Annotated in this window: 12 protein-coding genes and 1 tRNA gene; 7 read left to right on the top strand and 6 right to left on the bottom strand. The window is 50.3% G+C overall.

Features of this window, described 5'->3' with window-relative positions:
• Positions 1-4 precede the first annotated feature (4 nt).
• From H650_RS05960 to H650_RS05940, 6 genes are all read left to right on the top strand, one after another.
• A complete protein-coding gene (locus H650_RS05960) occupies positions 5-3184 on the top strand; it encodes a TipJ family phage tail tip protein (protein WP_020454425.1) in 3180 nt (1059 codons plus the stop codon).
• A 521-nt stretch (positions 3185-3705) separates the two neighbouring features.
• Positions 3706-4332, top strand: coding sequence for a hypothetical protein (locus tag H650_RS25645; RefSeq protein WP_071925206.1), 627 nt, complete (start codon positions 3706-3708; stop codon positions 4330-4332).
• Between the two features lie 38 nt (positions 4333-4370).
• Complete coding sequence (locus H650_RS25895) at positions 4371-5483, top strand: hypothetical protein (RefSeq protein WP_020454424.1); 1113 nt, start codon at positions 4371-4373, stop codon at positions 5481-5483.
• 10 nt (positions 5484-5493) lie between these two features.
• The gene (locus tag H650_RS24240) at positions 5494-5922 is read left to right on the top strand and encodes a tail fiber assembly protein (RefSeq protein WP_020454423.1); all 429 of its coding nucleotides are present in this window, start codon (positions 5494-5496) and stop codon (positions 5920-5922) included.
• A gap of 135 nt (positions 5923-6057) precedes the next feature.
• The gene (locus H650_RS05945) at positions 6058-6480 is read left to right on the top strand and encodes a translesion error-prone DNA polymerase V autoproteolytic subunit (protein ID WP_044489689.1); all 423 of its coding nucleotides are present in this window, start codon (positions 6058-6060) and stop codon (positions 6478-6480) included.
• Positions 6481-6482: 2 nt separating this feature from the next.
• Positions 6483-7748, top strand: coding sequence for a Y-family DNA polymerase (locus tag H650_RS05940; protein WP_020454421.1), 1266 nt, complete (start codon positions 6483-6485; stop codon positions 7746-7748).
• A 243-nt stretch (positions 7749-7991) separates the two neighbouring features.
• Here H650_RS05940 and H650_RS05935 read toward each other — a convergent pair whose 3' ends face one another.
• The 5 genes from H650_RS05935 to H650_RS05915 form a co-directional block, all read right to left on the bottom strand.
• Positions 7992-8972, bottom strand: coding sequence for an Abi family protein (locus H650_RS05935; protein WP_020454420.1), 981 nt, complete (start codon positions 8970-8972; stop codon positions 7992-7994).
• A gap of 481 nt (positions 8973-9453) precedes the next feature.
• Entirely contained in the window at positions 9454-10125 is a 672-nt protein-coding gene (locus H650_RS05930) for an SOS response-associated peptidase (protein ID WP_020454419.1), read from the bottom strand.
• Between the two features lie 266 nt (positions 10126-10391).
• A tRNA-Pro gene (locus H650_RS05925) sits at positions 10392-10468 on the bottom strand.
• Between the two features lie 76 nt (positions 10469-10544).
• Positions 10545-12305, bottom strand: a complete 1761-nt coding sequence (gene yejM, locus H650_RS05920; protein ID WP_020454418.1) for an LPS biosynthesis-modulating metalloenzyme YejM — start codon at positions 12303-12305, stop codon at positions 10545-10547.
• A gap of 18 nt (positions 12306-12323) precedes the next feature.
• Positions 12324-12551 (bottom strand): YejL family protein, encoded by a 228-nt coding sequence (locus tag H650_RS05915; protein WP_017458551.1) that lies wholly within the window; start codon positions 12549-12551, stop codon positions 12324-12326.
• A gap of 133 nt (positions 12552-12684) precedes the next feature.
• Here H650_RS05915 and yejK point away from each other — a divergent pair, with 133 nt between their 5' ends.
• Positions 12685-13692: a nucleoid-associated protein YejK gene (yejK, locus tag H650_RS05910; protein ID WP_020454417.1), complete on the top strand. Its 1008-nt coding sequence runs from the start codon at positions 12685-12687 to the stop codon at positions 13690-13692.
• Between the two features lie 226 nt (positions 13693-13918).
• Here yejK and rplY read toward each other — a convergent pair whose 3' ends face one another.
• Positions 13919-14203 (bottom strand): 50S ribosomal protein L25, encoded by a 285-nt coding sequence (gene rplY / locus H650_RS05905; protein WP_017458549.1) that lies wholly within the window; start codon positions 14201-14203, stop codon positions 13919-13921.
• Between the last annotated feature and the right edge of the window lie 34 nt (positions 14204-14237).

The raw sequence follows: 14237 nt of genomic DNA, 5'->3' as shown, positions 1-14237 counted from the left end.
CAATATGGCAAACAAGAAAACTCAGGGGCGCAAAGGCGGCAGCTCAAGTTCTCGTACGCCTGTAGAACAGCCGGACGATCTCCAGTCTGTTGCGAAGGCTAAGATCCTTGTCGCTCTGGGCGAGGGGGAATTTTCCGGGCAACTTACCGGCCAGAGTATTTTTCTCGACGGTACGCCGCTGCTGAATGCCAATGGCTCATCGAATTTCAGCGGGGTGACGTGGGAGTTTCGCCCGGGCACTCAGGCGCAAAGTTATATCCAGGGCATTCCGGGTACCGAGAATGAGATCAGCGCTGGCATCGAGATTAAAAGCTCAGTGGCCTGGACACACACGTTTACGAACTCTCAGCTTTCTGCGGTACGCCTGCGCCTGAAATGGGCGTCACTCTTTAAACAAGAAGATGACGGCGATCTGGTGGGTAACCAGGTTCAGTATGCGATTGATCTCCAGGTGGATGGCGGTGCGTTTGTCACGAAAATTAACACCGCTGTCAGCGGGAAAACCACATCAGGCTACGAACGCAGCCACCGCATCGATCTGCCCGCCGGTGCCACATCATGGACTGTGCGGGTAAGGAAAATTACTGCTGACGCCAACAGTGCAAAAATCGGCGACACGATGACGCTCCAGAGCTACACGGAAGTTATCGACGCCAAACTGCGCTATCCCAATACGGCGCTGCTCTATATCGAGTTTGACTCCAGCCAGTTCAACGGATCCATCCCGCAGATTTCCTGCGAGCCGCGCGGACGAGTGATCCGCGTGCCGGACAATTACAACCCGGAAACACGCGCCTACACTGGCACATGGTCCGGTGCCTTTAAATGGGCATGGACTGATAACCCGGCATGGATTTTTTACGATCTGGTCGTCTCTGACCGTTTCGGCCTTGGCGATCGCCTGACGGCTGAGAATATCGATAAATGGACGCTCTATCAGGTGGCGCAGTATTGCGATGCGCCAGTGCCGGACGGTAAAGGCGGCAGCGGTACCGAACCACGCTATATCTGTAACGTCTATGTTCAGGATCGCAACGACGCCTATACGGTATTGCGTGACTTCGCCGCCATCTTCCGGGGTATGACCTACTGGGGCGGCAACCAGATTGTTACCCTGGCGGATATGCCGCGCGATGTCGATTACAGCTACACAAAAGCAAACGTCATTGACGGCCGATTCAGCTACAGCAGCAGCACGACGAAAAGCCGGTATACCAGCGCGCTGGTTTCATATTCAGATCCGGATAACGGTTACGCTGATGCAATGGAGCCAGTCTTTGAACAGGAACTGGTAGCCCGCTACAAAGGTTTTAACCAGCTTGAGATGACGGCAATCGGCTGCACACGCCAGTCAGAAGCGAACCGAAAAGGGCGCTGGGGGATCCTCACCAACAATAAAGACCGGGTGGTTTCTTTCTCCGTGGGGCTGGATGGCATGATCCCACAACCTGGATACATCATCGCTGTGGCTGATGAGAACCTGTCTGGTAAGGTTACCGGCGGCCGTATCAGCGCGGTGAATGGCCGGGCGATTACCCTGGACAGAGCGCCGGATGCTGTTGCCGGTGATCGGCTGTTCCTGAACCTGCCTTCCGGTGCTGCGCAGAGCCGTACCATTCAGGCGGTTAATGGAGAAGTGGTCACGGTGACCACCGCTTATAGCGAAACACCGGAAGTGGAAAGCGTATGGATAGTGGAATCGGACGAACTGTATGCGCAGCAGTACCGTGTTGTCAGTGTGACCGATAATAATGATGGGACGTTTTCCATCACCGGCGCGGCTCACGATCCGGATAAATATACCCGTATCGATACCGGGGCTATTATCGACAGCCGCCCCGTCAGCGTCGTGCCGCCGGGCAGCCAGGCAGCGCCCGATAATATCGCTATCGGCAGTTATTCCGTGGTGAACCAGGGGATCAGCGTTCAGACCATGCGCGTTTCATGGACGGACACGGCCAATGCGATCGCGTATGAAGCGCAGTGGCGCCGCAATGACGGTAACTGGGTGAACGTGCCGCGCAGCTCCACCACCTCGTTTGAAGTGCCGGGCATTTATGCGGGACGCTATCTGGTGCGCGTGCGCGCCATCAACGCCGCTGAAATCTCCAGTGGCTGGGGATACTCAACCGAAACCACGCTGACAGGGAAAGAAGGTAATCCGCCTAAGCCGGTTGGATTTATGGCGACAGGAATTAACTGGGGTATCCGCCTCAACTGGGGATTCCCCTCCAACACCGCTGATACGCTGAAAACGGAAATTCAGTACACAGCCAACAGCGATTTTTCGGATCCGCTATTGTTATCCGATGTGCCTTACCCGTCGGCTGAATACACCCAGCTCGGACTGAAGGTCGGGCAGGAATTCTGGTATCGCGCGCAACTGGTCGATAAAACCGGCAACGAATCCGGCTATACCGACTGGATCAGGGGGATGGTAAACGACCAGGCTTCTGACTACCTGGGGGATGTTGCCGGTGATTTCCTCACATCCGCCGACGGTGACCGGCTGACCAGCGATATTGATACCAACCTGGAAGCGGCACTGCAAAACGCGCTGGCCAATAACAGCACCGTTGAGCACCAGTGGGCGCAGTACGGAGCAGTGCGGGCGGATATTCTGGTCGTGAAAACGACGATCGCCGAAGTCGATAATGCGATGGCGGAACTGTCCACCCAGGTGCAGGCGCAGATTGATGATGTTACCGCAACCCTGGAGGACAAACTCACGGCGGTTGTGGACGCCGATGGCGCCACGGCTATCTATACGCTGAAGACTGGCGTCAGGATAAACGGCATGATGTATAACGCCGGGATGTCGATCGCCGTGCTGGCGCAGGCAGGGCAGCCAGTCGTAACGCGGGTCGGGTTCAATGCCAACCAGTTTGTGCTGATGAGCGGTAGTGGTACCACGCAATATTCACCCTTCGCGGTGGTCAACGGCCAGGTGTTTATCTCCAGCGCATTCATTCAGGACGGGACGATCACTAACGCCAAGATTGGTAGTTATATTCAATCGAATAATTATGTTGCTTCTCAAACCGGATGGCGATTAGATAAAGCAGGTAACCTTGAAATTAATGGATATACCTCGGGGCAAGGAAGGAGTTTAATAAATAATGAAGGGCAAAAAGTATATGACCAGAATGGCACTCTGCGTGTTGTTGTCGGTAAGTATTCTTAGTGTTATCGGGTGTTCTTCGTTAAATTCCGGTATAAAGGATGTTAATTGTACTGGTGTTTATAATTCACGGAATCTTACTTCAGAAAAAACACAGTATGTAGTTAAGGTCAATAAAATAAGAATTGATCACAATGGCACAATTACTATCAGGCCAGTAAATACGCTTGATTTACGTTTTTTTCCTGGATTCAAAGAAAAGAGCCTGTTGACTAATTATCAATGTCAGGGTGAGGATTATGGCCTACGGAGTCCAGCTATTTGACGCAAATGGTAACGAACTTGTGGGGAGGTTTGTACCGACGTTTATCATTGATTACATTACCTCTCCAGCATCAGGATCTCGATCCTATCCATCCGTACAGGGTAAGACATTACGCGTTTATCCATTGCAGTACATAGGCGATGGAGCGCGATACGGGACGCCGAACGCCAACGCATCTGTGTCTGGAAACACAGTCACATGGTCATCGGTTTCAGCATCAGTTCCTATTATGATTGTCTATGAATAATGGTAGTAAACAATGGCCTATGGATTGCAAATATTTCGTGATGACGGAAGCCTGTGGATTAGTCCGGATGTCACCCCTCTAAATTATATGGGGAAAATCTCTTTTGCAAATGGAACGGTTGATACCGGTATTTTGTCAAGTAAATCACTAATGTTTTTCGTCAGGCATAACGGGCCTGATGGTGCGGGAACTTTCATCCCGAATAACTCTGGTAGCACATGGAAAATAACAATAACAGGATCTAATTACTCTGGACTTATTTATCTATTTTCAAATACGGTAAAAATCCAGAGTGGGTACGGGGTTGCCGTTTATAATTCATCAGGTGAGATGACGTGGAATACTGACATGCTCCCGTTACAGGTTTTAAAAGTTAACAACCCATACGGCGTAACTCAGACTGGATCTTTTACCGTTTCCGCTGGTGTCCCTGTTGCTGTAAACCCAGGGATTTGCTCAACATGGCTTGCTGTGCTTAATCCAAGTGCAGGGCAATACATTATTGGCGCAATAGCTGCTGGAGCATACGGGAACACAATCTATGGAACCAGAATAGGTGGCGAAGAAATTGTAGGGCAAAGGCCAGTTTATCGATACAAAGAGGTGTTCCTTTGTATCGATGTCTCAAAGTATCCATGATAACCGCTTCGGCGGTTTTTTCATTTTATGGAGTAAATATGTCAGCAGGAACTTTAACCCTAACCAATAATTCTGCTTCGGTGGGTGGTAGTGGGACAGCATTTGCTACAGAGCTGACCGCCGGAGATTTTATTGTCGCCAATGTCGGCGGCATTACTTACACGCTGCCTGTCAAATCTCTGGAAAGCGCTACATCCCTGACGCTAGTAAGTAAGTATCTGGGGCCAACACAATCCGGTGTTGCATGGTCAGCCGTTCCGCGCGCCGCGCAGAACCAGATTACTGCTGCGCTGGTGGCTCAAACCACAGAGGCGCTGCGCGGCTTAAACAGTGACAAGCAGAACTGGCAGGCCGTATTCAGTGACAGCGGTGATATCACAGTAATCCTTCCTGATGGCTCCAGCTTCACCGGCCCTAGCTGGAAAAAAATCAGTGACCTCCTGGCTGATATTGATCCCGCTGGGTTGCAGCAGATTGCAGATCAGGTTGCGGCATACGCCCAGCAGGTAGCCACAGATCGGCAGAATGTTGATACAAAGGCAGCACAAGTTTCAGGCAATGCTGCTACTGCCAGCCAGGCGGCCACAGATGCGGTCGCTGCAAACACAACGGCACAGCAGGCTAAAACTGATGCTATTGCAGCAAAAGTCGCAGCAGAAGCTGCTCGGGATGCCGCACAGTCAGCGAATCCGGATAACCAGCTGAAGAAATCCAACAATCTTAGCGATTTGACGGATATAGCAACTGCTCAAAATAACCTGTCAGTCTACTCAAAATCACAGACGGACAATGCTATCACGGCTGCGCTTGCGGATACTCCGTGGCTACCAATGACGCTCTCGTCCGGGTTCACACTCCATACGACTTATGATCCTACAGCGCGCGCGGTCTACCGTGTAAATAAAGGATATCTTGAGGTGCAGGTGTCGCTTAAAGGACCAACAGCAAATGCTGGAGTTTTCTTCACCCTGCCTACAGGAAGCCGCCCATCCATACAATATTTTGTCCGCGCTGTGGGTCCTGGCTCTGATTACAATACGTCCCCTTCATACGGCTCTTACATGGTTGTCAAAACTGATGGGACGTTAAGTATCAACAGTACTAATTTAGACCAGGGTTTTTACGCGTATTTCAAAGTGCCTATGGCTTAAGGATTTAGTAATGGATAAATTTACGATTATAAATGCTCTGGATAAAAACCTTTATTATACCATTGATTTTATTGTCGGTATTTCCGGTAATACTCTTCCGGAAGTGTGGACGCTTGACCGATTGGGGGATGGTTATTACAAAGCGCAATATCAGGGCGCTAAAGTAGATCCAGAAACAGGTGAGGCGACTGGAGGTAAATGGGTAGAAACTGGTGGACCTTCCCGCGACGATATTATTGCCGCGGCTGACTGGCAAAAAAACTCTGCAATCTCAGAAGCGACAACCAGAATTGCCCCATTACAGGATGCCGTGGATATTGGTATTGCGACTGACGAAGAGCAATCCAGCCTTTTATTATGGAAAAAATATCGGGTATTCTTGAACAGGATTGATACAACAACTGCACCAGATATCACATGGCCCGTGAAGCCATTATAAAAATTTTCTTCATCCTAACTTCTTCTCCAGAATAGATAATCCCGCTATAACAGTTCCCGCTAACGAAGCGGGGGCTTGATCATGCACCTGAACCATTCTACTGTATATAAAAACAGTATTAAGCAGGGCTACACTATGCAATTCATCAAACCAGCTGATTTTCCGCGCGCAGTTGTCGCGCTCCCGCTCTTCAGCGACCTTGTTCAGTGCGGGTTTCCCAGCCCGGCAGCCGACTACGTTGAGCAGCGAATTGACCTTAACGAACTCCTTGTGCAGCGCCCCAGCGCGACATACTTCGTCAAAGCTGCGGGGGATTCCATGATTGATGGCGGGATCAGCGACGGAGATCTGCTGGTGGTTGATAGTTCGCGCACCGCGCAGCACGGCGATATTGTGATCGCGGCGGTCGATGGTGAATTCACTGTGAAGCGCCTGCAATTGCGACCAACCATTCAGCTCAACCCAATGAATAGCGCTTATAGTCCGATTCGTGTGACTAGTGAAGATACGCTCGACATCTTCGGTGTCGTGACTTTTATCGTCAAACCGGCGAGCTGAACATGTTTGCGCTGTGCGATGTGAACAGCTTTTACGCGTCGTGCGAGACAGTATTTCGGCCTGATTTGAAAGGGCGACCAGTCGTTGTTTTGTCGAACAATGACGGCTGTGTGATCGCCCGCAGCGCCGAAGCAAAGCCTTTTGTGGTCATGGGCGAGCCTTATTTTAAACAGAAAGAAGCATTCAGGCGCCACGGCATTGTGGCGTTCAGCAGTAACTACGAGCTGTATGCGGACATGTCAAACCGGGTGATGACGACCCTGGAAGAGATGAGTCCTCGCGTGGAAATATACTCAATCGATGAAGCCTTTTGTGATCTGACCGGCGTCCGTAATTGTCGTGATTTAACTGACTTTGGACGCGAGATACGCGCGACTGTGTTGAAGCGCACTCACCTGACTGTCGGCGTCGGTATAGCGCAAACCAAAACCCTGGCGAAGCTGGCCAATCACGCCGCGAAAAAGTGGCAGCAGCAGACCGGCGGCGTGGTTGATTTGTCCAACATCGACCGCCAGCGCCGGTTGCTGGCTCTTGTTCCGGTTGAGGATGTCTGGGGCGTCGGTCGGCGCATCAGTAAAAAGCTGAACGCCCTGGGCATTAAAACCGCGCTTGAGCTCTCAGAACAAAGCACCTGGATCATCCGCAAGCATTTTAACGTCGTGCTCGAGCGAACGGTGCGGGAGCTGCGCGGCGAACCGTGTCTCGATCTTGAGGAATTTGCGCCGGCGAAGCAGGAAATTGTCTGCTCACGTTCTTTCGGTGGACGAATCACCGACTACGATGAAATGCGCCAGGCGATATGCAGCTATGCAAGCAGGGCAGCAGAAAAGCTACGCAGTGAGCATCAGTATTGCCGGTTTATCTCCGCTTTCGTTAAGACAAGTCCGTTTGCATTAAACGAGCCGTATTACGGTAACAGCGCATCGGTAAAGCTGCTCACGCCCACACAGGACAGCAGGGACATAATCGGGGCGGCAACGCGCTGCCTGGATGCAATATGGAAAGATGGCCACCGCTACCAGAAAGCAGGTGTCATGCTCGGCGACTTTTTCAGCCAGGGCGTCGCGCAGCTCAACTTATTTGACGATAACGCACCGCGCGCGGGCAGTGAAAAGCTGATGGCCGTTTTGGATCAGCTCAATGCGAAAGACGGACGTGGGACGCTGTATTTTGCAGGGCAGGGCATTCAGCAGCAGTGGCAGATGAAGCGTGATATGTTGTCGCCCCGGTACACTACAAGGTATTCAGATCTTATTAGGGTTCGATGAATTTTCTCATTAAGCTTGGTCCGCTATGTGCCAGGAACGGACGTTGCTTACGTTTCGATATGTTAATTTATGGAGTGCAGACAAAGCTCGGTGAAGTGGTTTATTGTGTTTACAAATTGTCAATACGTGCCCAGCTCAGCAATCTGGTCCGATCAATAGATATGGCGAAAAGTGAAGAATGAGCCCCACGATCTTCAGCAAGAACATTTGTAGTCCAGTTGCTGGAAGGCAGGACTATTCATTTTAATTGAATCTGTTTTTCTTGGAAAATAAAATCCCATCCATTCCGTCGCTTTTTATTAGTACTCGTGTTGTACTGCTTTTGCTATCCGTAAGTGTTTGATTCAAAGTAGCGATGTCTGATATATCCAACGCGGCATTTCTATACAATGCATTCTTTATTTCATGTTCACAAAGCATCATGTCAAGACGGTGTTTTATCGAACTGTTTTTTATGAAGTTATTCAATGCAGGGGATATCCAAAATGTCAGTTCTAAAATAACATTAACCTTTTCTTGAAGTTTTTGAATGATATCTGCAATATCATCGCTATCAGCATCCTTCCAAATTGGCTCATTATGGGCTACTCGGTTTCTCAGCATCCGCACGGTTTCAATCCTACGGCGAATAATATCACGCTGTTGAAATTGCTTGTTTTTCCCTGTTACAGTTGGAAGCTTTTTAAATGCAGTTAAAAAACCTTTAGGCCACAGGAAATTTTTATTTGCATCACCATCATAAAAACTTTTATCAAGGATATACTCCCACACGCAAAAATCTGTTTGAGAAATTATCTGATCCAGTGTGGGAACTGCAGTCGACGTTGCACCTAATTTTTTCTTCAGGATTTTTTGAGCACTTTTTTTTGCTTTAGCTAGACCTGCTTTAAAGTCTGATGTTTGAGGCGCTATGATCATTGGCTTGGAACCATCAGCTAATAGTGCCCCACTGTCATCTTCTACAAGGTTGAATGGGACCTTTTCAAACCAGTGCTCTCCTGCAGCGGTGACTATATTTTTCTTGCCAGCCTCATTGATAGCATTACGTAGTGCGACCTCAACAAGTTGAAGTAAACTGTTCAGTGCACCTGTAAGCTCAAGATTCCAGTTGTAGATGCCCAAAAGTTCTGCACTATCACTTACCTTGAACGCTGATTGATAACTGGTTAGCCTAGCTGCTGAAATGAGCTTTTTTATGTCCGTAAAATCAAAACTTTTAGGCATGTTTAATGTATTAACTTATTAATATGTTTGGTCGACTCTTTATACTATAAAAAAGCCTGAATTTCGATTGCAATCGGTCCCACATTGGTTTACTCTTTTCAACGTAGCTAGTCTGATGTTCTTCTCCTGACTCGTGCAGTGCCAGATCTAAGACATAAAGCGCAAGAATCATTGCCCCAACGCTTGTTGGGGCACCTCAACTTTGAAGTCCCTTCCAGTTCTATCTGATTGAAAGAAATCCTTTATTACCAATTGGCGTTATTTGTATCTTTTTCACTTATCGTGTCGTGGTCATTAAAAACGCCAGTGTTGGAAGTCATAGTCAATCACCTCACGAAACTAAAAACGCCTGATGCAACGGCCCCAGCAGCTCTCACTGTAAGTATCACGGTAACCATACCATCCACATTTAGAGAGTATACAGTAATCCAAAGTCCGCTCCTCGCTCATAGCAGAGGTGTTCTTCCTGTCATTTTATTGTTCAACGGGCAGCTACGATTAACTCCGCACCTTGACTTTTCACATCACCTACGGCGCGTGATACCGAATGCCAAACAAAATTATCTGCAGGCACCGCACCGTCGCCAGCTATTTCTTCGGCTTCTTTCCCACCAATGTCCTGCCTCATCCATTCCCGCGCTGCTTCCGGGGTAAGCACTAGCGGACGCCTGTCATGGATATCCACCAGTCCTTTATCGGCCGCTGCTGTAACAATCAAAAATCCTTCCGCCTCATCACCTCGTTCGAACGGTGTGCTTCCGATCGCCGCCATGAAAATTGGCTGGCCGTCGGCGCGGTGGATGAAATAGGGTTGTTTTTTGTCTCCCTCCTTCTTCCATTCAAACCAACCGTCAGCGAAACAAATTGCTCGTCCATGTTGCCATAGAGGTTTGAACATTCTGCTGGTTGCCGCAGTTTCGACCCGGGCATTAATCAATGGGGGTTTGTCCCACCATCCTGGCGCATACGACCAGATAACAGGGTCGAGGTGAAGAAGCTGATCTCGCTCGCTGAGTATCAGGACTTTGGTTCCCGGAGCCACGTTATAGCGGCCAATGGGTTCTGGATCATATGGAATATCACGTTCGGCTTCATCGGCCAGGTAAGCAAGATATTCTTCACGGGTTTGAGCTTGTGCAAAACGTCCACACATAGACACCTCCAGCACTGTAATGCTGAAAGTATAGGGCAGGGAGAAAAACTGGTGCGCACCCTTAAGCACTACGTTTTATAAGGGAATTTGATTTAACAGTACACGGAAATTTAAGTAAAGGAACGGCCGACGATTTTGGTAAGTACCTCTCAAAAAAACGCACTGAACAGACAGGAGTTTTACCTTCATTTTACCTTTGTTTTACCTTGTCGGAATCGCAGGCATAAAAAAACCAACCGCAATGGGTTGGTTTTCTTGAGGTTTTTTGGTCGGCACGAGAGGATTTGAACCTCCGACCCCTGACACCCCATGACAGTGCGCTACCAGGCTGCGCTACGTGCCGACATGTGGCGCTAATACTACCCTTTTCATGGCTGAATGCAAGCTAAGGGCAGACTGAGTGATTCATAATTAATCAATCAGTTAGCGATAAAACGTTTTTCATCCGTCAGAACCTGCAGCAGCAAACTGAGTTGCGGTTTCTGATCGCGAATTTTCTCACCCTGCGCATTCCAGGTCTGGTAATTCCCATTCTGATTCAGCACCAGCGTTATTTCCGGTGTGGTAATCGCCAGCTCGTCGCTATCCGCAGCGGTTACCCAGTTATGACGGCGCGTAGCGGTAAACAGATCCTGACCTTGTGAATACTCGCTTGCCGGCGTGCTGACATGCAGCAGACGCTGCATCAGCGTGGTCATAATGTCTTTATGATCCGTTAACTTGCTAACACGTTGCGCAGGTGTTCCCGGCCAGTGCACGACCAGCGGTACATGCAACCGGCTACGTGACCAGTCAAAATGGTTGTCTTCTTTGCTTTCCGGAACGCCGTGTCCGGCGGTAATGATCACCACCGTGTTATCAAGCTTACCGGAGGCGCGCAGGGCATCCAGCACCCGTGCAATCTGATCATCGACACTGGCAGCGGCTTTGCCATATTTACGGGCAAAGCCGGGCTGCGACATATCAACAGACGCGGTGCCGTTTAGCGAAATCCACGAGAACCAGCGGTTATCTTCCTGCGCATAATGCCCCAGCCAGCTAATCCACTGGTCGGCGGTTTGCTCATCGCTCTGCACTTTTGCCGCGGGCAACGAAAAATCAGATAACAGTGCCTGGCGATAGAGCGGGCTGCTAAAACCGTCGGAAGAGAACAACCCCAGTTGGTAACCCTGCTGGTTAAAAGCGGTAATAAGCGCCGCCGGAATACGCGCTGACAGCACGCCATCCTGGTAACTTGGCGATATGCCATAAAACAGACCGAAATAGCCGCCATCAGCGCTATTGCCAGAGCTCATATGCTGCGTAAACGTGACGTTTTGCTGGGCGAAGCTCGCCAGTTGTGGCATCTGTTTCTCATAACGTGAGTAGTTCAGACCGTCGACGGTAATCAGCAGTACGTTCTGGCCGGAACCCATATCCTGGTAACGCAAATCACTTAGCGGATACTGTACCGATACCGCTTCCGGGTTGCCTTGCTCCACCAGGCGTCGCTGATAATCCTGCGCATCCAATAACCCATGTTTTTCCAGAAAACGACGTGCGGTCATTGGGTAGGAGAGTGGCAGATTCGCCCGCTGCATGGTGATGGGGCGATAGAAATTGGCGTCGGCCCAAATGTACATCACGTGAGTGGCAATAAAGGCGACGAAGAAAAAAGCGGCCAACGGTTTGGCAAAGTGGCGACGCCGGGTAAGGCTGCGCAGTTTCTGCCAGCTCCAGGTCGCAAATAACATCTCAATCAGCAGGATCACCGGCACGCTGATAAACATTAATTGCCAGTCACGCGCGGTTTCATTCTGGTCCGGGTTAATGACCAGTTCCCAGACGATCGGGTTGAGATGCAGGTGAAAACGGGTAAAGACTTCGCTGTCTATCAGCAATAGCGTCATGCCGGCGGTCGCCAGCAGCGCTGACAATACGCGCATCAGCCGCTGGGACATCACAATAAATGTTAGTGGAAACAGCACCAGCAGATAAGTGGCGAAAACCAAAAAACTAAAATGTCCGACCACGCTCAGGTAGGAGTAAATACGCCCGGAGAGGGTGGTCGGCCAGTCGGCAACAAACAGATAACGGCTACCGAGCACGATGGACAACAGAATGTTGAACAACGCGAACCAGTGCCCCCAGCTTACCATCTGGGAGACTTTTTCACGGTAGCGCTGACGATTGGTCACCATAAACTGTCGCTATTTCCCTTAATGCGCCTGGTCGTCGCCGATGGACGATTGTAACGCCTGCGCGAAAGACTTCGCGATAGCCTGACGCTGTGCGGGGGCGACGCTGGTGTTAATCAGGTTCGTCACCATATTGCCCAACACCATCAGGGAGAGATCGGTCGGTGCTTTGTGTTTTTCCAGTACGTTAGCCAGCTCACTCAGAAGCTTTTCAACGTGTTCATCACTGTAGCGGGAGATTTGTGGCATAAATCGAAATCAGTCTGTTCATGAAAAGGCAACATATTACCGTAGCAACAGCTTTTTTTCTGCTTTTTTATCAGCAGTTGCACAGTCGCGTTGGTGGTGGTTGAATACCGCCGGTCTAAAAGGAGAGTTTATCATGAGTCTGGACATCAACCAGATTGCCCTGCACCAGCTTATCAAACGTGATGAGCAAACCCTCGAACTGGTGCTGCGCGATTCTTTGCTGGAACCAACCGCGCCTGTCGAAGAGATGGTCGCTGAGTTGCACCGGGTTTACAGTGCGAAAAATAAAGCTTACGGCCTGTTTAACGATGAGAGCGAGCTGGCGCAAGCGCTGCGTCTGCAGCGCCAGGGCGAAGAGGAATTTCTGGCCTTCAGCCGTGCGGCAACCGGGCGCTTACGTGATGAACTGGCAAAATATCCGTTCGCTGATGGCGGTATTGTGCTTTTCTGCCACTACCGATACCTGGCGGTGGAGTATCTGCTGATCGCCGTGCTGAACAACTTAAGCAGCATGCGTGTTAATGAACATCTGGATATCAGCTCTACACACTATCTGGATATTAATCATGCGGATATCGTTGCACGTATCGATCTCACGGAGTGGGAAACCAATCCAGAGTCGACCCGCTATCTGACATTCCTGAAGGGCCGGGTAGGGCGAAAAGTCGCCGACTTCTTTATGGATTTCCTCGGCGCCAGCGAAGGGCTGAACGCCAAAGCGCAAAACCGCGGGTTGTTGCAAGCGGTGGACGATTTTACCGCTCAGGCGGAGCTGGATAAATCAGAACGCCAGACGGTACGCCAGCAGGTTTACACCTACTGTAATGAGCAGTTGCAGGCGGGCGAAGAGATTGAACTGGCGTCGCTCTCCAAAGAGCTGGCAGGCGTGAGTGAAGTCAGTTTCGAGGAGTTCACCGCAGGTCAGGGCTACGAGCTGGAAGAGAGTTTCCCGGCGGATCGCAGCACGCTGCGTCAGCTGACTAAATATGCCGGTAGCGGCGGTGGCCTGACCATCAATTTCGATGCGTTACTTCTCGGCGAGCGCATTTTCTGGGATCCGGCGACCGATACGCTGACCATTAAAGGCACGCCGCCGAATTTGCGTGACCAACTGCAACGCCGCTTGACCGGCGGGAAGTGATCCTCTGAACCTGCCCGTGTGGGCAGGTTTTCTGCCATGTGCCCCACGGGAGCCGTTAACCCGGGTATCGATTTCACATGACTGCGCGCGAGCATTGCTCTACCAGCTTAAATGCGAGCTGGCAGTGAAAGAGGACTATTCGCGTATGGGCGGGCCAGCCGCATATCGATAGCGAGCAGGCATAAAAAAACCCCGCCGGAGCGGGGTTTCTTCAACTTGTCGGCGATTAAGCGCGAACGAAGTCGATGTGAGTCAGTTTGGCTTTGTACGGGTGACGTTGTACAGCCTGAACTTTCACTTTTACTTCTTTGCCATCAACAGCGATGGTCAGAACTTCGCTATAGAACTCAGCTTTCGCCTGCATGTTCCACAGTTTGTCGTGATCCAGTTCGATAGCGATTGGCGCTTCAGTTCCACCGTAAACGATAGCCGGGAACTTGTTCGCTGTGCGCAGGCGGCGGCTCGCACCCTTACCCTGCTCTTTACGTACTTCTGCGTTAATAGTAAACATTTGAATCTCTCTTAAATAATCCTGTTACAGGCGA

The organism is Enterobacter sp. R4-368 (assembly GCF_000410515.1).
GTDB lineage: Bacteria > Pseudomonadota > Gammaproteobacteria > Enterobacterales > Enterobacteriaceae > Kosakonia.
This window is presented reverse-complemented; position numbering and strand designations above follow the sequence as displayed.